This is a genomic window from Roseovarius sp. (assembly GCF_965228755.1).
Lineage (GTDB): Bacteria > Pseudomonadota > Alphaproteobacteria > Rhodobacterales > Rhodobacteraceae > Roseovarius.
On sequence record NZ_CBDDIG010000005.1, the window covers coordinates 1,293,488 to 1,307,924 of the forward strand.

General features: G+C 66.6%; 17 protein-coding genes. 6 read left to right on the top strand and 11 right to left on the bottom strand.

Annotated elements, in window-relative coordinates:
- Positions 1-57 precede the first annotated feature (57 nt).
- The 7 genes from ACO07J_RS09960 to pyrH all read right to left on the bottom strand — a co-directional run bounded on the left by ACO07J_RS09960 (position 58) and on the right by pyrH (position 5,679).
- Positions 58-183, bottom strand: coding sequence for a hypothetical protein (locus ACO07J_RS09960; RefSeq protein WP_422028673.1), 126 nt, complete (start codon positions 181-183; stop codon positions 58-60).
- A 103-nt stretch (positions 184-286) separates the two neighbouring features.
- On the bottom strand, positions 287-1,639 hold the full coding sequence (gene rseP, locus ACO07J_RS09965) for an RIP metalloprotease RseP (protein ID WP_422028674.1): 1,353 nt from the start codon (positions 1,637-1,639) through the stop codon (positions 287-289).
- Between the two features lie 9 nt (positions 1,640-1,648).
- Positions 1,649-2,821, bottom strand: coding sequence for a 1-deoxy-D-xylulose-5-phosphate reductoisomerase (gene dxr / locus ACO07J_RS09970; protein ID WP_422028675.1), 1,173 nt, complete (start codon positions 2,819-2,821; stop codon positions 1,649-1,651).
- Entirely contained in the window at positions 2,818-3,597 is a 780-nt protein-coding gene (locus tag ACO07J_RS09975; protein WP_422028676.1) for a phosphatidate cytidylyltransferase, read from the bottom strand. The genes dxr and ACO07J_RS09975 overlap by 4 nt, the downstream gene beginning before the upstream one ends.
- Complete coding sequence (locus ACO07J_RS09980) at positions 3,594-4,334, bottom strand: isoprenyl transferase (RefSeq protein WP_422028677.1); 741 nt, start codon at positions 4,332-4,334, stop codon at positions 3,594-3,596. The genes ACO07J_RS09975 and ACO07J_RS09980 overlap by 4 nt, the downstream gene beginning before the upstream one ends.
- Before the next feature lies 1 nt (position 4,335).
- Complete coding sequence (gene frr, locus ACO07J_RS09985; RefSeq protein ID WP_422028678.1) at positions 4,336-4,899, bottom strand: ribosome recycling factor; 564 nt, start codon at positions 4,897-4,899, stop codon at positions 4,336-4,338.
- A gap of 48 nt (positions 4,900-4,947) precedes the next feature.
- Positions 4,948-5,679, bottom strand: coding sequence for a UMP kinase (gene pyrH, locus ACO07J_RS09990; protein WP_422028679.1), 732 nt, complete (start codon positions 5,677-5,679; stop codon positions 4,948-4,950).
- A 152-nt stretch (positions 5,680-5,831) separates the two neighbouring features.
- On the opposite strand from pyrH, the gene miaA reads away from it, so the two are divergent.
- The 3 genes from miaA to ACO07J_RS10005 all read left to right on the top strand — a co-directional run bounded on the left by miaA (position 5,832) and on the right by ACO07J_RS10005 (position 9,336).
- Positions 5,832-6,713, top strand: a complete 882-nt coding sequence (gene miaA / locus ACO07J_RS09995; protein ID WP_422028680.1) for a tRNA (adenosine(37)-N6)-dimethylallyltransferase MiaA — start codon at positions 5,832-5,834, stop codon at positions 6,711-6,713.
- Between the two features lie 85 nt (positions 6,714-6,798).
- Positions 6,799-7,575 carry an AraC family transcriptional regulator gene (locus tag ACO07J_RS10000; protein ID WP_422028681.1) on the top strand — a complete coding sequence of 259 codons (777 nt, stop codon included), beginning with the start codon at positions 6,799-6,801 and terminating at the stop codon, positions 7,573-7,575.
- Positions 7,576-7,665: 90 nt separating this feature from the next.
- Positions 7,666-9,336: an ABC transporter substrate-binding protein gene (locus tag ACO07J_RS10005; RefSeq protein ID WP_422028682.1), complete on the top strand. Its 1,671-nt coding sequence runs from the start codon at positions 7,666-7,668 to the stop codon at positions 9,334-9,336.
- A gap of 49 nt (positions 9,337-9,385) precedes the next feature.
- On the opposite strand, the gene ACO07J_RS10010 is transcribed toward ACO07J_RS10005, so the two are convergent.
- Entirely contained in the window at positions 9,386-9,970 is a 585-nt protein-coding gene (locus ACO07J_RS10010) for a lytic transglycosylase domain-containing protein (protein WP_422028683.1), read from the bottom strand.
- A 197-nt stretch (positions 9,971-10,167) separates the two neighbouring features.
- Here ACO07J_RS10010 and ssb point away from each other — a divergent pair, with 197 nt between their 5' ends.
- Entirely contained in the window at positions 10,168-10,659 is a 492-nt protein-coding gene (gene ssb, locus ACO07J_RS10015) for a single-stranded DNA-binding protein (protein ID WP_422028684.1), read from the top strand.
- A 52-nt stretch (positions 10,660-10,711) separates the two neighbouring features.
- Here ssb and ACO07J_RS10020 read toward each other — a convergent pair whose 3' ends face one another.
- Positions 10,712-10,852: a hypothetical protein gene (locus ACO07J_RS10020; protein ID WP_422028685.1), complete on the bottom strand. Its 141-nt coding sequence runs from the start codon at positions 10,850-10,852 to the stop codon at positions 10,712-10,714.
- A gap of 49 nt (positions 10,853-10,901) precedes the next feature.
- On the opposite strand from ACO07J_RS10020, the gene ACO07J_RS10025 reads away from it, so the two are divergent.
- Together ACO07J_RS10025 and typA are read left to right on the top strand one after the other, a co-directional pair.
- The gene (locus ACO07J_RS10025; protein ID WP_422028686.1) at positions 10,902-11,849 is read left to right on the top strand and encodes a GNAT family N-acetyltransferase; all 948 of its coding nucleotides are present in this window, start codon (positions 10,902-10,904) and stop codon (positions 11,847-11,849) included.
- Between the two features lie 30 nt (positions 11,850-11,879).
- A complete protein-coding gene (gene typA / locus ACO07J_RS10030; RefSeq protein ID WP_422028687.1) occupies positions 11,880-13,700 on the top strand; it encodes a translational GTPase TypA in 1,821 nt (606 codons plus the stop codon).
- 132 nt (positions 13,701-13,832) lie between these two features.
- Here the strand turns inward: typA and ACO07J_RS10035 are convergent, their stop codons facing one another.
- On the bottom strand, positions 13,833-14,120 hold the full coding sequence (locus tag ACO07J_RS10035) for a DUF1330 domain-containing protein (RefSeq protein WP_300895431.1): 288 nt from the start codon (positions 14,118-14,120) through the stop codon (positions 13,833-13,835).
- A gap of 22 nt (positions 14,121-14,142) precedes the next feature.
- Positions 14,143-14,427 carry a DUF1330 domain-containing protein gene (locus ACO07J_RS10040; protein WP_422028688.1) on the bottom strand — a complete coding sequence of 95 codons (285 nt, stop codon included), beginning with the start codon at positions 14,425-14,427 and terminating at the stop codon, positions 14,143-14,145.
- Positions 14,428-14,437: the final 10 nt, after the last annotated feature.

The window sequence follows — 14,437 nt, forward strand, 5'->3', positions numbered from 1 at the left end:
TCATGGAAGGCAATTCCGGGCTGTCGCGCGCCGGGTTGGACGGCGCGCGGGAGCCGCTTACATCGAGCCGAAAAAGGCCCCGGCGAGCAGCGCCACGGCGATGGTGGCGAGATAGAGAATCCGGTCCCAGTTGACGTCGACCAGAAGGCTGATGCCGCGGTATCCGCTGACGAGTTGTTGCATAGTCCTGCCCCTACTTCGTTTCAGGCGCTAACTGACGCAGCAATGTGACACGAATCCGGATTGAATTGCGGCAAGATCGTGGCGGAGCGCCCTGCCCCGGCCCTCAGGGGCAGAACAGATCGTTGGTGATCGCGAAGGCCATGATCGAGAGCACGAAGAACAGCCCCACGGTCATGATGATCCGCAGTGCCTTGTCGCTGGGCGGACGGCCGGCAACTGCCTCGTACGCATAGAAAACCAGGTGGCCGCCGTCGAGCACGGGGATCGGGAAGAGGTTCAGGAGGCCGACCGCGGTGGACAGCACGGCGATGAACCAGATGTAGTTCGAGATGCCCTGGCTGGCCATGGCGCCCGAGACCTCGGCGATGCCGATGGGGCCGGACATGTTGCAGCTGCTGATGGCGCCGGTGATCATGTGGTAGAGGCCCGAGACCGAGCCGGAGATCACATTTCCGACCTGCGCCGTGCCGTTGGCGAGCGCGTCGAGCGGGCCGAGCCGTTCGGTGGCGGGTTCGAAGGCGAGGCCGCCGGCGATGCCGATGCGCCACTCGGTGCGGAAGCCGCCCTCGTCCTGCGGCTCGTCCACGCGGCGGGGCGCGAGGGCGAATTCGAGCATCTCGCCGTCGCGCCAGACGTCGAGCTGAAGCACACGGCCCTCGGACGATTCGACGATGTCCTTGAGTTGCGCAAAAGACACGATCGGCTGGCCATCGACGGCGGTGATGACGTCGCCCTGTTTCATGTCGATGTCATAGGCCGCCGACTGCGGCGAGAGCTGAACCACGTGGGGCGGCATCGGGTACGGGCCATGCACGGTGATCAGCTCGCCCTTGCGGCGGACCTCGTAATCGAGCAGCTCTTCCTGCGGCAGGGCGTCGATGAAATCCTGGAAAGTGTCGCCGCTTTCGGCGTCGCGGGCGGGCACTTCCTGCCCTTCGATACGGACAAGTTCGTCGCCCGGCTGCAGGGTGATCCCCTCGACCGGCAGGTCGGTCAGCTCGCCCACGGTCAGCGGTTCGGCCACCTTGCCCTGGGCCATCATGACCCCGGTGAAGACGATGATGGAGAGGATGAAGTTGAAGACCGGACCGGCGGCGACCGTGAGGGTGCGCGCCCAGAGCGGCGCGCCCAGCATGGTATGGCGTTTCTGGTCGGCGTTCATCGTCTCGTAGTCGTCACTGGCGGTGCCGCTGGCGGCGTTGGCGTCGCCCATGAACTTGACGTAGCCGCCGAAGGGCAGCGCCGCGAATTGCCAGCGGGTGCCGTGCCGGTCGGTGCGCGAGAAGAGCACCGGGCCGAAGCCCAGCGAGAAGACCTCGGCCTTGATCCCGCACCAGCGCCCGACGATGTAGTGGCCGTATTCGTGGATCGCCACGATGATCGAGAGGGCGACGATGAATGCCACCACGGTCATGAACAGGCCGCCAAACTGCGGGATGATCGCCATCGGGTCCACGCGCAACTCCTAACTAGTTCTTTCTCTTACCACGTCGTCTGCGCGGGTTCTTGCGAGGTGGTCTGCCTTCAGCACGGTGTCAAGCGTGAAGGCGGCAGATGTGAGGCTGTCTTCTGACGAAAGCCGGGCCAGCACCTCCTCGACCACGTCGCACATGTCGCAGAAGCCGATGTGGCCGGCGATGAAGTGATCGAGGGCACGTTCCTTGGCGGCGTTGAAGATCGCGCCGGAGAAGCCGCGCTCGTCCATCACCTCGCGGGCGAGGCGCAGGACGGGGTAGCGGCGCAGGTCGGGTTCGCTGAAATTGAGCTGGCCAACGGCGGCGAGATCGAGCTGTTCGACGGGAAGCGCAGAGCGTTCGGGCCAGTACATGGCATGGCCGATGGCGTGGCGCATATCGGGCGGACCGACATGGGCGATCATCCCGCCATCGCAATAGGCCACCAGCGCATGTACGAGGGATTCGGGGTGGACCAGGACCTCGATCTGCCTGGGGGAGAAGCCGAAAAACTCTCGCGCTTCAATCATTTCCAGGGCCTTGTTGAACATCGAGGCGCTGTCGATGGTGATCCGCTGGCCCATGTCCCAGTTGGGGTGGGTGGCGGCCTGTTCGGGGGTGGCGGCCTCGAGTTCCTCGAGCGGCCAGTCGCGGAAGGCGCCGCCGCTTGCGGTGATGATGATCCGGGTGACCGCGGCCGAATCCTCGCCCCGGAGGGCCTGGAAGATGCCGGAATGTTCGCTGTCGACCGGCAGGATGCGGCCGCCGTTGCTGCGGGCGGCGCTCATCACCAGCGGACCGGCGGCGACCAGCGATTCCTTGTTGGCGAGCGCCAGGGTCGCGCCCCGTTCCAGCGCGGCGAGGCCGGGGCGGAGGCCGGCGGCGCCGACGATGGCGGACATCACCCAGTGCGCCGGGCGCTGGGCGGCCTCGATCAGGGCGGTGTCGCCAGCCGCGGCCTCGACCTTGCTGCCCTTGAGGGCCGCGCGCAGGTCGTCGAGGCGGGACTCGTCGGCCGTCACGGCGATTTCGGCGTTGAGGGCGATGGCATCCTGCGCGAGCTGCGCCACGTTCTGCCCGCCGGTCAGCGCCACCACCTGGAAGGATGACGGGTCGCGGCGGACGAGGTCGATGGTGTTCTGACCGATCGAGCCGGTCGCTCCGAGAATCGAGATCCGTTTCATGCCGTGTGCGAGATCACGTTGAGGGCCCAGAGCAGCATGGCGATGGCCGCGCCGCCGAGCAGCCCGTCGAACCGGTCGAAGACGCCGCCATGGCCGGGGATGAGGTTGGAGCTGTCCTTGACGCCCGCCCGGCGCTTGACGGCGCTTTGGGCGATGTCGCCCATCTGCGAGGCGAAGGAGACGAGGACGGAAATGGGCACGAGGGCCAGCCCGGCGCCGGTCGGGCCGGCGAAGATGGCGCCGACGATCGCGGCGGCGACCCAGCCGCCGATTGTGCCGCTCCAGGTTTTCTTGGGGCTGATCGCAGGCCAGAATTTCGGCCCGCCGAGGCTGCGCCCTGCGAAGTAGCCGGCCACGTCAGTGGCCACCACGACGGCGACCAGCCAAAGGATCGAGGCGAGCCCCGCCTGCCCGCGCAGCACGACAAGGGCGAGGCAGGCCAGCAGGATCCAGATATGGACGCAGAAGCAGAGCGGCTTGTCGCGGCCCGCGCGGCTGGCGGTGACGACGGCCGAGGCGGCGAGGATCGGCAGGGCGAAGATGCCCGGAAGGAGCGCCGCGAGCAGCAGCGCGCCGCCGGCGAGCGCCCCGTCCTGCATCGGTGCGGGGGCGTCGAACATGCGGGCGTTTTCCCAGGCCATGAGGCCGCAGACGGTACAGGCGACGATGGTGAAGACCCAGCCGCCGAGCCAGAGCGCGACCAGCCCCGCCACCCCGATCGCCACGCCCGAGAGAACGCGCGGCACGAGATCATGCCACTGCCGCGCGTCGCTCATGCGAGCACGGCCCCGAAGCGCCGGTCGCGGGCGCCGTAGCCTTTCAGCAGTTCGGTGAACACGTCCTTGGTGAAGTCGGGCCAGAGCGTGTCGATGAACTCGTACTCGGCATAGGCCGACTGCCAGAGCAGGAAGTTGGAAATCCGCGCCTCTCCGCTGGTGCGGATCACGAGGTCGGGATCGGGTAAAACGTATGTATCCAGGTACTTTGGAAGCGTTTCTTCATCCACGTCCTGTGGCTTCAGCCGGCCCGAGGCCACGTCTTCGGCCAGGCGCCGCGTGGCGCGGGAGACCTCGTCGCGGCCACCGTAGTTGAGCGCGATGGTCAGGTTGGTGCCGGTGCAGTGGCTGGTCATCTGCTCGGCCTCGTCCATCAGCGCGCGCAGCTTGGCGTCGAGGCGGGGCCGGTCGCCGATGAAGCGGACGCGGACATTCTCTTTAACGAAGTCCTGCATCTCTTTCATGATGTAGCGGCGGAACAGGCTCATGAGGCCCGCCACCTCGGTCTGGGTGCGTTTCCAGTTCTCGGTGGAGAAGGCGAAGATCGTCAGGTACTCGACCCCGAGGTCAGGGCAGGCGGTGACGATCTCGCGCACCCGGCGGGCGCCGGCGTGGTGGCCGAAGAGCCGGGGCCGCCCGCGCGCCTGGGCCCAGCGGCCGTTGCCGTCCATGATGATCGCGACATGGCGGGGGCCGTTGGGGGCGTCGTTTGTCCGCGTGTCGCGCTTACCTGCCATGTCAGACCTGCATGATCTCGGCTTGCTTGCTTTCCAGCGCCTCGTCGACCGCCGCGATATACTCGTTGGTCAGATCCTGAACCTCGGTTTCCCAGAATTTCTGGTCGTCCTCGGACATGCCGTCGGCCTTGGCCTTCTTGATCTGGTCCATCCCGTCGCGGCGGACGTTGCGGATGGCGACGCGGGCGTGCTCGGCATACTGGCCGGCGACCTTGCCCAGTTCCTTGCGGCGTTCCTCGTTCAGTTCGGGGATCGGCAGCATGATGATGGTGCCGTTCATCTGGGGATTGATGCCCAGCCCGCTTTCGCGGATCGCCTTCTCGACCTTGTTGACGAGGGACTTGTCCCAGACGTTGATGGTGACCATCCGGGGTTCGGGCACGTTGACGGTGCCGACCTGGTTGATCGGGGTCATCTGGCCATAGGCCTCGACCTGGACGGGCTCGAGCATGCTGGCCGAGGCGCGCCCGGTCCTGAGCGAGGCGAACTCGGTCCGGAGGGAATGCATCGCGCCGTCCATCCGGCGTTTCAGATCGTTTGTGTCGAGCTCGAAATCATCCGACATATCGTGGAATCCTTGCTTGCGGTCGTGGTCTTTCGACCCTTTTTATCCTCAGGCGTGCACCGTTGTATAGGTGCCCTTGCCCGCGAGTATGCTGCGGAAGCCGCCCGGCTCGTCGAGGGAGAAGACGATGATCGGCAGGTTGTTGTCGCGGGCGAGCGCGATGGCGCTGGCATCCATCACCTTGAGGTGCTTGGCCAGCACCTCGTCGTAGGAGACGTTGTCGAAGCGGACCGCGTCGTCGTGCTTGACCGGATCCTTGTCGTAGACACCGTCGACCATGGTGCCCTTGAAGATCGCCTCGCAGGCCATTTCGCTGGCCCGCAGCGTGGCGGCGGTGTCGGTGGTGAAATAGGGGTTGCCGGTGCCGGCGGCGAAGATGCAGACGCGCTTCTTCTCGAGGTGGCGCACGGCGCGGCGGCGGATATACGGCTCGGCCACCTCGTCCATGCGGATGGCGGTGATGACCCGGCAGAAGACGCCGAGCCCCTCGAGCGCGCTTTGCATGGCGAGCGCGTTCATGACGGTGGCGAGCATGCCCATGTAGTCGGCCGTGGTGCGTTCCATCCCCTGCGCCGAGCCCTGGAGCCCGCGGAAGATGTTACCGCCACCGATCACCATGCAGACCTCGACGCCCATGTCGTGGACCGACTTGACCTCCTGCGCGATGCGCTCGACCGTCGGCGGGTGCAGCCCGTACCCCTGGTCCCCCATCAAGGCTTCGCCGGAAATCTTCAGGAGAACGCGGCGAAAGGTGGTCTTGTCGGGGTCGGAATCGGGCATGGGGTGAGGCTCCGTCTGCGCCGGGCTGGCAATCGCGCGCAAAATGTCGGAAAAGGCGGGCAGGTTCAATCCAAGAAACCCCTTTCCTGCGGATAAAGCGTGAAAGCGCCCCGCGCGACGGCCCGGAGCCCCGTAATACCCCCTGCCCCGCCATGATACCTTTTGCCGATATCCCCGCCGACATGCCGGTGCTGATCGCCGGGCCGACGGCGTCGGGCAAGTCGTCATTGGCGATGGAGATTGCCGCGGCGCAGGGCGGCGTGATCGTCAACGCGGATGCGATACAGGTCTACGAGAACTGGCGGGTTTTGACCGCGCGGCCGTCGGAGGCGGACGAGGCGTTGGCGCCGCATCGGCTCTACGGCCACGTGGCGCATGATGCAGAGTATTCGGTGGGCCGGTGGCTTTCCGAGGTGGCGGAGGTGCTGGCGGGCCCGGCGCGGCCGATCATCGTGGGGGGTACGGGGCTCTATTTCACGGCGCTGACCGAGGGGCTGGCCGAGATCCCGGCGACGCCGCCCGAGGTGCGGGCGGAGGCGACGGCGCGGCTGGAGGCGGAGGGGATGGCAGCGCTTCTGGCGGAGCTGGACGCCGACACGCTGGCGCGGATCGACAGGCAGAACCCGATGCGGGTGCAGCGGGCGTGGGAGGTGCAACGGACGACCGGGCGCGGCATTGCCGCGTGGCAGGACGAGACGCCGCCGCCGCTTCTGCCGCCGGAGCGTTGCGCGCGGCTGGTGGTGGAGGCGCCGAAGGCGTGGCTGACCCCGCGGATCGAGCGGCGATTCGACCTGATGCTGGAGGCCGGGGCGCTGGAGGAGGCGCGGGTGAACCTGCCGATCTGGAACCCGGCGCACCTGTCGGCCAAGGCCATCGGCGCGCCGGAGCTGATCGCGCATCTGAAGGGTGACATGACCCTTGGCGAGGCGCGGGAGGCGGCGATCGTGGCCACGCGGCGCTTTGCAAAACGGCAAAGAACGTGGTTTCGCGCCCGGATGGCGGGCTGGGAGCGGCTTTCCGCCGCCGACTTGTAGGAATCCGGACATTTTTTCCTTTTAATGCGCTCTCGCCTCGTGAAAACTGTTGAAAAGACGACAGGACGCGGAGGACAGGGCCGCAGTGACCAAGCACGTCAAGATCATGAGCATCGCCCAGTGGTCCGGCGCGGGCACGTGGCGGGCAGAGCTGCCGCATTCCCATGAGCATCATGCGCTGATCTGGATCACGCGCGGGCAAGGCCGGTGCATGGTGGAAGGCGTGATGCGGGGCCTGAGCGTGCATACCGCGCTTTGTGTACCGGCAAGGACGCTGTTTTCGCTGGATATGGGCAAGCAGGGATTCGGGACGGTCTGCACGATCCCTGCGCGAAGTGCGGTGCTGATGCCGGATCAGCCGGTGTTGCTGCGGATCCGTGACGTGCTGGCGCAGGTGGAGCTGACCACCATCCTCGAGACCATGCAGCGCGAGCAGAGCAACGCGCGCCCCTTTGCCGACGAGGCGATGATGGCGCATGCCGCGTTGCTGACGGTCTGGCTGCGGCGGGCGATCATCGACCAGCCCGAGGATCCGCCCGCGCATACCGCCGCGCAACGGCTGGTGATGGCCTATGCGGCGCTGGTGGAGCGGGATTACACCACCGGCAAGCCGATGTCGGATTATGCCCGCATCCTTGGCGTGACGCCCACGCACCTGACCCGCGCCTGCCGGGCAAGCGCGGGGATGACGCCTGCGGCCGCCGCGCCGGCACCGTCGCGCGCGCCCGAGCGTGGCCCTGCGCTTGCGCCAGCGTCGGCGCCACCGGCCGACGTTGCGCCGACAGCCGTGCCGTCGCCGGCCCCGGCCGAAGAGCCGGTCCCCTATCGCCGACCTGCCTCGATGAAGACGCCCGACAGCTGATGGATGCGGGCGATCGGAACTTGAACAATGCCCCGGGGTTGTGTGTAAGCGAATGAAGGCTTTGCCCCTTTGCCATTTCCAGGTGTTCCCATGTCATTGACCAAACGTGCCGTTTCCCCCCTGCATCCCGCCGCAGAGGGGCTGGCGCGGGAGTTGCACGAGGGCGCCATCGGGCGGCGGGAGTTCCTGGCGCGGGTCACCGGGCTTGGTGCAAGCACCGCCGCGGCCTGTGCGCTGGGCGGGTTCGCCCTGCCCTCGCCTGCCGCGGCGCAGATCGCGCAGGGCGGAACGCTGCGGATCCAGCAGACCGTGCGCGAGATGAAGGATCCGCGCCGCTATGACTGGAGCGAGCTGGGCAACCAGACGCGCGGATTCCTCGAGTATCTCGTCGAGTACCAGGGCAGCGGCGCGTTCCGGGGCATGCTGCTGGAGAGCTGGGAGGTGAACGAGGACGCCACCCGCTATGTCCTGCATGTGCGGCGGGGTGTGCGGTGGAACAATGGCGATGCGTTCACCGCGCGGGACGTGGCGCGCAATATCGAGAGGTGGTGCGACAGGTCGGTGGCGGGCAACTCGATGGCCGGGCGGCTGGCCGGGCTGATCGACCCGGAAACCGGGCAGCTGCGCGACGGGGCCGTGACGGTGACCGACGACCATACCGTCGAATTGTCGCTCGGCACGCCGGATATCGCGATCATCGCCAACATGTCGGATTACCCCGCGGCGGTGGTGCACGAAAGTTACGAGGGCGGCGACCCGTTTGCCCACGAGATCGGGACCGGGCCGTTCCGGCCGGTCAGCCTGACACCGGGGGAGAGCTGTATCCTCGAACGCCATGCCGGGCATCAGTGGTGGGGGACGGAGGTTTATGGCGGGCCGTATGTCGACCGGGTGGAGTTCCTCGATTACGGCACCGATCCCGCGAACTGGGTCGAGGCGGCGCGGGAGGGCGAGGTCGACCTGCTTTACGAGACGGTGGGGGATTTCGTCGAGGTGATGGACGAGCTGGGCTGGACCCAGACCCGGACCGAGACGACGGCGACGACGGTGATCCGGGGCAACCAGCAGGCGGAGATCGACGGGCGGCGGCCCTACGGGGATGCGGCGGTGCGCCGGGCGCTGGCGTTGGCGGTGGATAACGAGATCTGCCTCGAGCTGGGCTATGGCGGGCGCGGCACGGTGGCGGCGAACCACCATGTGAGCCCCATCCACCCCGCCTATGCCGATATCGGCCCGGCCGAGTATGACCCGGGCGCCGCGCTGACCCAGATGCGCGAGGCGGGGATGGAGGCGTTCGAGCACGAGCTGATCACCATCGACGACGAATGGCAGCGCAACACCGGCGACGCGGTGGCCGCGCTTTTGCGCGACGCGGGGCTGCGGGTGCGGCGGACGATCCTGCCCGGGGCGATTTTCTGGGACACGTGGAAGGAATACCCGTTCTCGGCCACGCAGTGGAATCACCGGCCGCTCGACGTGCAGGTGCTGATGCTGGCCTATCGTTCGGACGCGGCGTGGAACGAGAGCGGCTATGCGAACCCGGCCTACGATGCGCTGCTCGACGAGGCGATGTCGATCGCCGATGCCGGCAAGAGGCGGGCGGTGATGGAGAAGATCGAGACGATGCTGCGCGAGGACGGGGTGATCATCCAGCCGTTCTGGCGGGCGCTTTTCAGTCATCACAACGGGCTGGTGAATGCCGAGAAGCACCCGGCGCATGAAATCCATCTCTACGAGATCGGGTTCGCCGAGCCGGAATGAAAAAGCCCCGGTATACCGGGGCTTTGATACGTGAGAGGTCGGGACGGCCCTAGCTGCCCCAGATCACCTTCACGTAGTTGGTGGTTTCCGCGTAGGGCGGCACACCGCCGTATTTCTCGACCGCCTTGGGCCCGGCATTGTAGGCCGCAAGTGCCAGCCGCCACGAGCGGAAGGCGCGGTATTGCTGGGCGAGGTAGCGGGCGCCGCCATCGAGGTTCTGGTAGGGATCGTGCGGATCGACCCCCAGCACCGCCGCGGTGCCGGGCATGAGCTGCGCGAGGCCGATCGCCCCCTTGTGCGAGAGCGCCTTGGCGTTCCAGCCCGATTCCTGCTGCACCAGCCGCAGGAACAGGTCGGTCGGCACGCCGTGGCGCAGCGCCGCCGATTTGGCCATGTCGAGGAATTCGCCCTTGTAGCGGCCGTTATAGGCCTTGGCGTTGCCCCACTTGGTGGGCGTCACCACCTGCGCGGGCTGAAGCCGGACGGAGGCCTTGTATTGCTGGCTGGCGCGGGTATCGAGCACCCGCGTCTGGTTGCTGAAGTTCTTCTTGCCCTTGTTGCCGAATATGTCGGCCTGGGCGCTTACCGGAAATGAAAACGCGGCGCATAGCACCGCTGTTACGATTGAGCGCATCCCCGTCACTGTCCCTAATTATCCCCAGATCCAATAATGGGGGGACTATACGGATTTTGGCGCGGATTTCCAGTTCACCGTGCCCGGCGGCCCCTCGACAGGCGGATTCCCGTCATTTGTATAGAATTTTAGGCTTTCCTTCACCCTTCTGCGATGGTGTAACCAGCAGAACACGAGATGAACCGCAGGAGGGCGCGATGGCCGGATCGGTCAACAAGGTAATTATCATCGGCAACCTGGGCCGCGACCCCGAGGTGCGGACGTTCCAGAACGGCGGCAAGGTCTGCAACCTGCGCGTGGCGACCTCGGAGCAGTGGAAGGACCGCAACACCGGCGAACGCCGCGAGCGGACGGAATGGCACAGCGTCGCGATCTTCCAGGAAGGCCTGGTGCGGGTGTGCGAGCAGTATCTGCGCAAGGGCTCGAAAGTGTACCTGGAAGGCAAGCTGCAGACGCGGAAATGGCAGGACCAGTCCGGGCAGGACCGCTATTCGACCGAGGTCGTCCTGCAAGGGTTCGACGGCACGCTGGTGATGCTGGACGGCCGCGATGGCGGCAGCGGCAGCCAGGGCGGCAGTTACGGTGGTGGCGGCAGCGACTATGGCAGCGGCTATGACAGCGGGCCGTCGCAGGGGCAGCCCAGTTCGCAGGGCCCGTCGCGCGATTACGACGACGAGATACCGTTCTGAGGGTTTCGGGCAGGACGTCAACGATCGGTGCCGTGCAATGCGCGGCCCTTTTTCATTGGCCCCACAGCCGGAACAGGCCGAGGGCCAGTAAAAAGCCGAAGGACAGGCCCACCGCAAAGAGGGTCAAACCGAAGAGCGTGGGGCGCGGGGCGGGGGCCTGGTGATCCAGTACCGAGAATTTTCTGTTTTTCATCCGGCGGACTTAACGGACCGTTAGGTTACCAAATGGTTAACTCCTCGCCATGCGACTCGAAAAAAGTGCCGGTGGTGACTGGCCCGCCCTGCCCTGCCCGATTCAGCAGCACCCGAGCTATGGAAAATCCGTGCGCCGGCTGGGAGGTACGGTTGGGCGCTACCGGATTCTTTCCGGCGAAAACGAGATCGGGCGGGTGCAGGTTCTGTTTCGGCGATGGGGTCCGTTCAGGCTGGCCTGGGTCGGGCGTGGGCCGGTATGGCTGGCCGGGGTTCCCGAGGCGGACCGGCGCGCGGCACTGGCGGAACTTGCGGGCGCGTTGCCGGGCGTGGCGCTGGTGCAGGCGGACAGCGCGGCCGAGGCCCGGTGGCTTGGCGCGCCGGCGTTGATGACGGCGCCGAGCGTGGCCGAACTCGACCTGGCGGCCCCCGGCGCAGACCGGATGGCGCGGCAGCACGGCAAGTGGCGCAACCGGCTGCGAAAGGCGCAAGCCGCGGGGCTGACCGTGCGGAACCGAACGGTGGATATGGCGGCGGACGCGGATTTGCTGACGCGGGAGGCAGAGCAGCGCAAGGCGCGGGGCTATACCGCCCTGCCCCCGGCTTTCCTGCACCACTGGGCCGGTCGGGACCCACAGGCCACCCGGCTGTTCACCGCCCATCATGGTCAGGATACTGTGGCCTTCATGCTGTTCCTGCTGCACCCGCCGGTGGCGACCTATCATGTCGGCTGGTCCGGCGCGGCGGGCCGCCGGACCTCGGCGCATCACCTGCTGTTGTGGCAGGCGTCGGAGTGGCTGGCGGCGCGGGGGTTCGTGCGGCTGGACCTGGGAACGGTCGACACGGAGACCAGCCCGGGCCTGGCCCGTTTCAAGATCGGCAGCGGTGCCCGTATTCGCGCCATCGGCCCCACGCTGCTGCCCCTGCCGCGCTTTTTGCGCCACCCCTCGGCGGTTGTCCGCGCTTTCCCTCTGGCCATTCGCCGGAACCGCGGTTAAGCCCCGCGCAAACATCCCAAGGACACCCGAATGGACCTGCGCAACATCGCGATCATCGCACACGTGGACCACGGCAAGACCACGCTTGTCGACGAATTGCTGAAGCAATCCGGCGCCTTTCGCGCCAACCAGGCCGTGGCCGAACGCGCCATGGACAGCAACGAACTTGAACGCGAGCGGGGGATCACCATCCTTGCCAAGGCGACGAGCGTCGAATGGAAGGGCACGCGGATCAACATCGTCGACACGCCCGGCCACGCCGATTTTGGCGGTGAGGTCGAGCGGATTCTGAGCATGGTCGACGGTGTCGTCCTGCTGGTGGACGCGGCCGAGGGCCCGATGCCGCAGACGAAATTCGTGACGTCGAAGGCACTCGCGCTGGGGCTGCGGCCGATCGTGGTGCTGAACAAGGTCGACAAGCCGGATGCCGAGCCCGACCGCGCGCTTGACGAATGCTTCGACCTCTTCGCCAATCTCGACGCAAACGAGGATCAGCTCGACTTTCCGCATATGTATGCCTCGGGCCGCTCCGGCTGGGCCGATCACGATCTCGACGGGCCGCGCAAGGACCTGTCGGCGATGTTCGACCTGATCGTGAACCACGTGCCGGCGCCGAAACAGCTCAAGCGCGCGAACGAGGATTTCCGGATGCTGGCGACCACGCTGGGGTCCGACCCGTTCGTGGGCCGCATCCTGACCGGCCGGGTCGAATCGGGGCACCTGAAGGTGGGTGCCACGGTGCAGGCGCTGTCGCGGATCGGCCAGAAGATCGAGCAGTTCCGGGTGACCAAGATCCAGGCCTTCCGGGGCCTGACCCTGCAGGACATCCCCGAGGCGCAGGCGGGCGACATCGTCACGCTGGCGGGCATGTCGAAGGCCACTGTGGCCGACACGATCTGTGCGCTGGCCGTGGACGAGCCGCTTTCGGCCCAGCCGATCGACCCGCCGACCATCTCTGTCACCTTCGGCATCAACGACTCGCCGCTGGCGGGACGTGACGGCAAGAAGGTGCAATCGCGCGTCATCCGCGAGCGGCTGATGAAGGAGGCCGAGCAGAACGTCGCCATCCGCGTGACCGACACGCCGGGCGGCGAGGCGTTCGACGTGGCCGGCCGGGGCGAATTGCAGATGGGCGTGCTGATCGAGAACATGCGCCGCGAGGGGTTCGAGCTGTCGATCTCGCGCCCTCGCGTGCTGATGCGGGAGGACGAGAACGGCCAGACGCTGGAGCCGGTGGAAGAGGTCACCATCGACGTCGATGACGACTATTCCGGCGCGGTGATCGAGAAGATCACCGGCGCGCGCAAGGGCGAGATGACCGAGATGAAGCCGGCGGGCACCGGCAAGACCCGGATCGTCGCCCACGTGCCGTCGCGCGGGCTGATCGGGTATCATGGCGAATTCCTGACCGACACGCGCGGCACCGGTGTTCTCAACCGCGTCTTCCACGGCTGGACCCCGCACAAGGGGCCGATTCCCGGCCGGCGGGCGGGTGTGCTGATCTCGATGGAAGCGGGCGAGGCCGTGGCCTATGCGCTGTGGAACCTCGAGGATCGGGGCCGCATGTTCATCGGCCCGCAGGAGAAGATCTACCAGGGCATGATCATCGGCGAGCACAGCCGCGAGAACGATCTCGAGGTGAACCCGCTGAAGGGCAAGAAGCTGACCAACGTGCGGGCCAGCGGCACCGACGAGGCGGTGCGCCTGACGCCGCATGTCCAGTTCAGCCTCGAGGAGGCCATCGCCTATATCAACGATGACGAGCTGGTCGAAGTGACGCCGAACGCCCTGCGTCTGCGCAAGCGGTATCTCGATCCGCACGAGCGCAAGCGGCAGTCGAAAGCGTCGTAAGACCAGGCAGGTTCGGCGGGGTTGTCAGGCAAACGGAAACTTTCGCTGCGTCACGGAAAAAGGCCCGGTCAATCGACCGGGCCTTCGTTTTCACGGTGACAGAGTGTGCGGGTCAATCGCAGCCGGCCGCCGTCATTCGCTCGTCTCGACGATCAGAAGATCGCGTTCCGACGCGTCGCGGGCATGATCCAGCGCCTCCTGATATTCAGGCGAGCGATAGCACTCTTCCGCCGCCTCGACCGAGGGGAACTTCGCCACCACGTTGCGCGGCCGGTCATTTCCTTCGAGCTGGACGTAGCGGCCGCCGCGGGCGATGAAATAGCCGCCGTGCTTTTCGATCGCGGGGCCGGCGAGCTTGGCATACTTGCCGTAGGCCTCCTCGTCGGTGACGGTGACATGGGCGATCCAGAGTGCGGGCATTGGTTCTCTCCTGTGGTCTTGTTCACATACCGTCGACGATGACGAGATCGCGCGTGCTGTTCGCGAGCGCGATCGGCAGGATGCGCTGGTAGGCGTCGGAATTGTACCAGTCGATGGCGGTTTGACGGTCGGGGAACTCGATGACGACATGCCGGTCGGGGCAGTCACCCTCGAGCACCTCCTGCGCGCCGCCCTTCACGAGGAAACGCCCGCCGAATTCTTCGGCCAGGGCCACCGTCTGGCTGGCATAGGCCTTGTAGGCTTCGGGGTCGGTCACGGTGATCCGCGCGATGATATAGGCGCTCATGTCTGTCTCT

Coding starts and splice junctions, on each gene's coding strand:
- ACO07J_RS10025 (WP_422028686.1), top strand. CDS start 10,902: ATGCGACTCGAAAAAAGTGCCGGTGGTGACTGGCCCGCCCTGCCCTGC.
- ACO07J_RS09960 (WP_422028673.1), bottom strand. CDS start 183: ATGCAACAACTCGTCAGCGGATACCGCGGCATCAGCCTTCTGGTCGAC.
- pyrH (WP_422028679.1), bottom strand. CDS start 5,679: ATGCCCGATTCCGACCCCGACAAGACCACCTTTCGCCGCGTTCTCCTG.
- ACO07J_RS09975 (WP_422028676.1), bottom strand. CDS start 3,597: ATGAGCGACGCGCGGCAGTGGCATGATCTCGTGCCGCGCGTTCTCTCG.
- ACO07J_RS10020 (WP_422028685.1), bottom strand. CDS start 10,852: ATGAAAAACAGAAAATTCTCGGTACTGGATCACCAGGCCCCCGCCCCG.
- typA (WP_422028687.1), top strand. CDS start 11,880: ATGGACCTGCGCAACATCGCGATCATCGCACACGTGGACCACGGCAAG.
- ACO07J_RS10005 (WP_422028682.1), top strand. CDS start 7,666: ATGTCATTGACCAAACGTGCCGTTTCCCCCCTGCATCCCGCCGCAGAG.
- ACO07J_RS10010 (WP_422028683.1), bottom strand. CDS start 9,970: ATGCGCTCAATCGTAACAGCGGTGCTATGCGCCGCGTTTTCATTTCCG.
- miaA (WP_422028680.1), top strand. CDS start 5,832: ATGATACCTTTTGCCGATATCCCCGCCGACATGCCGGTGCTGATCGCC.
- dxr (WP_422028675.1), bottom strand. CDS start 2,821: ATGAAACGGATCTCGATTCTCGGAGCGACCGGCTCGATCGGTCAGAAC.
- ssb (WP_422028684.1), top strand. CDS start 10,168: ATGGCCGGATCGGTCAACAAGGTAATTATCATCGGCAACCTGGGCCGC.
- ACO07J_RS09980 (WP_422028677.1), bottom strand. CDS start 4,334: ATGGCAGGTAAGCGCGACACGCGGACAAACGACGCCCCCAACGGCCCC.
- ACO07J_RS10035 (WP_300895431.1), bottom strand. CDS start 14,120: ATGCCCGCACTCTGGATCGCCCATGTCACCGTCACCGACGAGGAGGCC.
- frr (WP_422028678.1), bottom strand. CDS start 4,899: ATGTCGGATGATTTCGAGCTCGACACAAACGATCTGAAACGCCGGATG.
- ACO07J_RS10040 (WP_422028688.1), bottom strand. CDS start 14,427: ATGAGCGCCTATATCATCGCGCGGATCACCGTGACCGACCCCGAAGCC.